Source organism: Actinomycetota bacterium, assembly GCA_005888325.1.
Lineage (GTDB): Bacteria > Actinomycetota > Acidimicrobiia > Acidimicrobiales > AC-14 > AC-14.
This window is the reverse complement of record VAWU01000076.1, coordinates 3322-8752: the sequence shown is the minus strand read 5'-3', so window position 1 is coordinate 8752 and position 5431 is coordinate 3322. Positions and strand designations below refer to the sequence as shown.

At 67.3% G+C, this 5431-nt stretch carries 5 protein-coding genes (1 of these 5 cut by a window edge); all 5 read left to right on the top strand.

What is annotated here, in order from left to right; genetic code table 11:
- Nucleotides 1-182: 182 nt before the first annotated feature.
- Nucleotides 183-1442 carry a hypothetical protein gene (locus tag E6G06_21735; GenBank protein ID TML85789.1) on the top strand — a complete coding sequence of 420 codons (1260 nt, stop codon included), beginning with the start codon at nucleotides 183-185 and terminating at the stop codon, nucleotides 1440-1442.
- 283 nt (nucleotides 1443-1725) lie between these two features.
- Nucleotides 1726-2097, top strand: coding sequence for an HNH endonuclease (locus E6G06_21730; protein TML85788.1), 372 nt, complete (start codon nucleotides 1726-1728; stop codon nucleotides 2095-2097).
- A gap of 107 nt (nucleotides 2098-2204) precedes the next feature.
- On the top strand, nucleotides 2205-2729 hold the full coding sequence (locus E6G06_21725; GenBank protein TML85787.1) for a phage terminase small subunit P27 family: 525 nt from the start codon (nucleotides 2205-2207) through the stop codon (nucleotides 2727-2729).
- Nucleotides 2730-3076: 347 nt separating this feature from the next.
- On the top strand, nucleotides 3077-4108 hold the full coding sequence (locus E6G06_21720; protein ID TML85786.1) for a DNA-processing protein DprA: 1032 nt from the start codon (nucleotides 3077-3079) through the stop codon (nucleotides 4106-4108).
- Nucleotides 4109-4545: 437 nt separating this feature from the next.
- Nucleotides 4546-5431, top strand: partial view of a hypothetical protein gene (locus E6G06_21715; GenBank protein TML85785.1) — the 5' portion only. The gene runs 110 nt beyond the window's last position; only the first 886 of its 996 coding nucleotides appear in the window; it begins with the start codon at nucleotides 4546-4548; its stop codon lies off the right edge, out of view.

The following is a 5431-nucleotide window of genomic DNA, read 5'->3' as shown; positions in this document are numbered from 1 at the left end:
CTCCAGCGGCCGCGGTGTGCATGTCTACGTCGCGCTTGACCAACTCCAGCCCGCCGGCATCATCGAGGCAACGAATTACCGACTCAAGACGGCACTCGCAGGCGACCATAAGCACGCCGCCAACAGCCTGTTACGACTGCCCGGCACAGTGAACACAAAGCCCGTGCCGGGCGGTCAGCGCGTTGGCGGAGTGCCACCGGGCCACCACCCAGAAGTTCGGGAACGGCGCGGCCCGAGAGGCGAGTCGCATCATCGCCAAACAACGGTCCGAGCACGATCACGCTGGGCGCTGGTGCAAGGACGTCGGCTGTCCGGCCGAGCCGCGCTGGATGGGCGAGGAGTCCGACGAACGCGTGGGCCATGGCGAGGCCCTCGATCTGTTTCGCCGTTGGACGATGCCCGAGCTGCTCGACGCCGAGCGGTCCTTCAAGTGGACCATCCGCGGCATGCTCGTCGATCCCACGTACGGGATGGTGGGTGGAGAACGCAAGGTTCTCAAGAGCCACGTCCTGACCTTCCTGGGGCTCGCGGTGGCGTCGGGCGTGTCGCTGTTCGGCCAGTTCACCGTCGACGAGCCCGCGCCGGTCGTGCTGTACGTGGGCGAGGGGGGCCGGGTGCCCTGGACCAATCGCGCCGAGCGCATCGCCGAGGCCATGGCGATCGGCAAGCTGCGCGACGTGCCATTGCATCCACTGTTCGAGACCGCGCCGGTGACGTCCCTGCGGTTCAAGGAGACGTTGGAGCGAGACCTGGCCGAGGTTCGGCCTGGTCTTGTCGCGGTGGACCCGTGGTACGCGTTCCACGGTGCCGCGAGCAACGCGTCGAACCTGTTCGAGGAGGGCGCTCTACTCACGTCGCTCAGCACGCCGTGCCTCGACGCGGGCGCCTCACTCATCGTGGCGTCGCACTTCAACAAGACGGGCACGGGTCGGGGGCTCGACCGCATCACCCAGAGCGGCGGCCAGGAGTGGTCGGACAGCTGGCTGCTGCTCAGCCACAGGGTCGCCCCTGACGTCGAGAGCGGCCACTTCAATCTGCTGCTCGAGGTGGGTTCGCGCCAGTGGGGCGGCTCGACCTGGGAGTTGGACCTCGAGCTCGGCCGCTTCGACCAGGAGCTTGGCGAGTTCGATGGTGCCATCAACTGGGAGTTGCGCCGACACCGACCCGGACAGGACCCGGAGGACGACACCGCGAAGCTCGCCATCCTCGAGCGCCTGGCCGACATGCCCTGGACGTTCACCAAGACCGAGGTGATCGACAAGACCGCAGGCAAAGCGACTTGCGCGCGAGACGCGTTCAACGCCTTGGCGAAGGCCGGGAAGATCGTCGCCGAGCCCCTCCAGCACACCGAGGGCGGCCGCAAGGTGAAGCGGTCGCTGTGGGCGACTGCCGACCAACCCCGTCCCGATGTGGGACCGGGTTCAACGGAGTTGGTCTTGTGACTCACGAAAAGGCTGGTGAGAGGTCATTTCCAACCCCGTCCCGTCATGGGACGGGGTTGGTCGACCGAGGTGCACAGCGGGACGGGTGTTGGGGGTGGGGTCAACCCAACCCCAACCCCGTCCCTACCTATAGGGGACGGAGTTGGGTTGCCCGGCGGACTGCCCCGCGTGTGTCTCGTTCAGATTCTTATTTCGCGGGCGACAGAACGCGCTTACCCGACGGTACGAGGATCAGGCGGTCACCGCGCATACCCCACTCCGGGTGGCGAGAGGGAGTGGCGCATTGAGTCCGCGGAGGCCACCTTCCCCGTGCATCCAGCCGGGCTGTCCCGAGGTGGTCGAGGGCGGTGGGCTGTGCCCGGAGCACCGACGAGCCCGCGAACGAGCCCGCGGCACGCCGAGCGAGCGCGGTTACGGTTCGAAGTGGCAGCGGATCGCCGCCCGCTACCTCCGCTGGCATCCGCAGTGCTCGTGGGTCGAGGATGGGATGCGTTGCGGGCGTCCGGCGACCGATGTGGATCACGTTGTGCGCCGCAAGCTGCTGCTCGAGCGGGGCGTTCCGAACCCGGATGCTGACGAGCACCTCCAAGCGCTCTGCCACGCCCATCACTCGCTCAAGACGGCGCGCGAGACGGGCCTGGGGCGTCATCACTGAGCGTGGGGGTGGGGTACCACCACTTCCGCCCATATCGGTCATACCGCTGGCTAAGCGCGCGTGCGCGGCCGCGATTCGAGGCCATTTTTTGAAAGCCGGGGTGAGCGATGCCGCAGCGGCGTAAGCCCGACCACCTTCGCACCCTCCACGGCCAGCAACCGCGGGCGGGCCGGGCCAAGCGCGCCCGGGGCGTCGACCGCTACGACGCCGACCCGCCGACCTGGCTGGCCCGCGAGGGCAAGGCCGAATGGCGCCGCCTGCTGAAGGCGACCGCCGCGTACCCGACCTGGCTCCAGGAGGTCGACCGAGGAGGTCTCGCCTGCTACTGCGCCCTGTGGGCGGAACTCGTTGAGGCCGCGACCGACGTCGCCAAGCGCGGCGCCCTCGTCCCTGGGCGCTCATCAGCGGATCAGGCCCGCGGCGGCGATGGCGGCGAAGCGATTCTGGTCAAGAACCCGTCGGTACAGGTCATGCGCGACGCGCAGGCGGCGTTGCGCGCGTGGTCGAAGGAGCTGGGCTTCACACCCGACGCTCGATCCAAGGTCGAACGGGGCTCGATTGAGCGAGTCGGCGACGACCTCGAGCGCCTCTTGTCGGTTGAGCGGCACTTCACCCCAGGACCCTTTGACTGATGCTCGACGTGCCCAGCACGCTGCTGACTGGCTCGCGAGCGAGAAGGCCGATCGTTCGGTTTCGCCGACCCGCGCTGACCAGAACGGCACAGGGCCGAGACCCCGCCGCGAAGGCACTCTCCCCACTCGGCCTGGCGTCCGCAGTGACGGCCAAGCTCTTCGCCACTCTCGTCGCCGCCGGGTGTGACCGGTGACGACGACGGACTCGAGCACCTGCGCCCAGGGGGTGCGGCGGCTGCCGCGGTCCGCATGTCGGAGCTCGACCCCCCGACCAGGCCGACGAGAACCCCGCCGGCGCGGGCGAACTATGACCACGTCGGGCGCCCTGGGCCAACCGCCGCGGATTGATGGTTGCCCCTCGACGGCCAGCGCTGCCCCTCGACGTAGGCTGCCTCCAAAGCTGGTCTGCGGTCGCTATGATCGAACAGGTGTTCGGAGGAGATGGACTCGTGGCGGATGAGCAGGCGCTTGTGCTTGCCTTCACGGAGGCGGCAGACGCTGTCCATGGCGTGAGCCGCCATCGCGTCAGCGACCTCCTGGAGACCATTGGCTCACCTGAGCGGCTCCTGGGCGGACTCACCGGCCTCGAGGCTGTCGATCTCGACCTGGCTCGACGCTTGGTGAACGCGTTGCCCGATGATGCCGTTGTCCGCTGGAGGACGACGCTCGCTTCTCTGCGCGAGTCACATCCGGATGTGCGCCTCGTAACCGTGTGCGATGACCGCTACCCGGTCAACCTTCGCCAGGCTTACGATCGCACTCCGATTCTCTTCGTTCGGGGCGATCTCGACGCGCTCGGCGAGCGCTCCGTCGCCATTGTAGGGACGCGGAAGCCATCTGCCGACGGTCTCGAACAGGCGCGCCGGCTCGCTACGGGGCTTGCGCGCGCTGCCGTTACGGTGGTGTCGGGACTCGCAGAGGGCATCGACACAGCCGCGCAGACAGCCACGCTGGAGGCCAGAGGCCGCACTACTGCGGTCGTCGGACATGGCATCGTCACTCGGACGTATCCCCGCTCGAACATCGATCTCGCCGAACGGATCGTCGCCAGTGGCGGTGCTGTGGTCTCGCAGTTCTGGCCGACAGCGCCGCCGACCAGGCAGACCTTCCTGATGCGCAACGTCACTACGTCCGGGTTATCGCTCGGAACCGTCGTCGTTGAGGCTGGCGACACGTCCGGCGCTCGCCAGCAGGCGCGCAAGTGCCTCGAGCATGGCAAGCAGCTGTTCCTCCTCGACGGTCTCGTCATGCATCAGGAGTGGGCTGAGCGGTACGCGCAGCGGCCAGGTGTCGCTGTGGTTCGAGATGTCGAGGAGGTCCTCGACCGTCTCGATTCGCTCGCGCCGAGCGGGCAGCCGGTGCAACTTACGCTTGGCTGACGATGTGAGCAGCTACGAAAAGGCTGCGGGTGGCCTACTCGGCGCGGCTTTGCCGGTGAAGCCACCGGGCAGTGGTGTGTGCAGGATCTGCTGCACAGGGATCGAGGACCAGTACGCGGAGTGTTACAGCTGCCTGAGAATTGGAGCGACGCTCGGGCGACCGCTGCAGCCGGTCACTCCGATTTCACTTTCCATGCAGGACACTCAGATCTACACGACGCTGAAGCAGTACAAGGGCCCTAGCGCGAACGTCGCAGCCCGCCAGCGCCTTCGGCTCGCCGGCCTCATCGGTCTCTTCCTCGACCGCCACGCTCGCTGCCTTAGTCCTGACGAATGGACCGCCGTTGCTGTCGTGCCTTCAAAGTCCGGCCGTATTGGACAACATCCGCTCGAGACGACGCTGCGCATGATCCGCTCCGTCAGGACCGAGGTTGCTGATGTCCTGCATATCGGCCCGGGCGGCGTCGGGCGGAACACGGCTGCGATTGATGCCTATCAGGTCGGAGGGACGGTCAAGGCCCAACGGGTTCTGCTCGTCGATGACACCTACACCACCGGCGCCCATCTGCACGCGGCTGTGGCTGCGCTCGAGATTGCTGGCGCCACGGAAGTGGTCCCACTCGTCGTGGGTCGTCACCTCCGTCGTGACTGGTTGCCGTCTGCACCGCTCATCGAGTGGACGATGGATGCCAAGAACCGCTGGTCGCCAGATCTGTGCATTCACTGCCGCCTCTGAGGCCACAAGGGAAGGTCAGCGTTTGTCATCGGGCCCCCGAGATGGCGCTCTATCGACAGATTCCCAGCCCCGGCGATTGGGTTTCCTTAGACGCCCGGCGTCGGTACTGGGCGATCCATTCACGGCGCACGGCATGACAGACAAGTCCGCCATCGACGTGCACCTCACGCCTCCGGACTCAGCGGTACGGGCGAGGCGCCGGCTGTGCGGCTACCCCACCCTACGGGGCACCACCACCTGCCGGGCACCGCCCACACCGCTGGACATCAGCCACGACCGGTGGATGGCGACACCCACGGTGCAGGAGCTGCAGAAGCGTAAGCTCACCTGCTTCCCGGTCGGCCAGGGCTTCCTCGGGATGAGCGAGCCCATGAAGGAGCTCATGCGCCTGGTGAAGGGCCAGGAGCTCAACCACGGCGGCAACCCGGTGGCGCGCTGGAACGCTGACTCGGTCGAGGTCAAGCGCGACGACGCCGACAACATCAAGCCGGTGAAGCCGGACCGCGAGCAGAGCGGCAAGCGCATCGACGGCATCGTCGCGCTGGTGATGGCGATCGACGGCTGGATGCGCCGGGGCAAGAAGAAGG

Bases quoted from the DNA above. Each gene is read 5' to 3' on its own strand.
- E6G06_21725 (TML85787.1), top strand. From the start codon at position 2,205: ATGCCGCAGCGGCGTAAGCCCGACCACCTTCGCACCCTCCACGGCCAG.
- E6G06_21720 (TML85786.1), top strand. From the start codon at position 3,077: ATGGTTGCCCCTCGACGGCCAGCGCTGCCCCTCGACGTAGGCTGCCTC.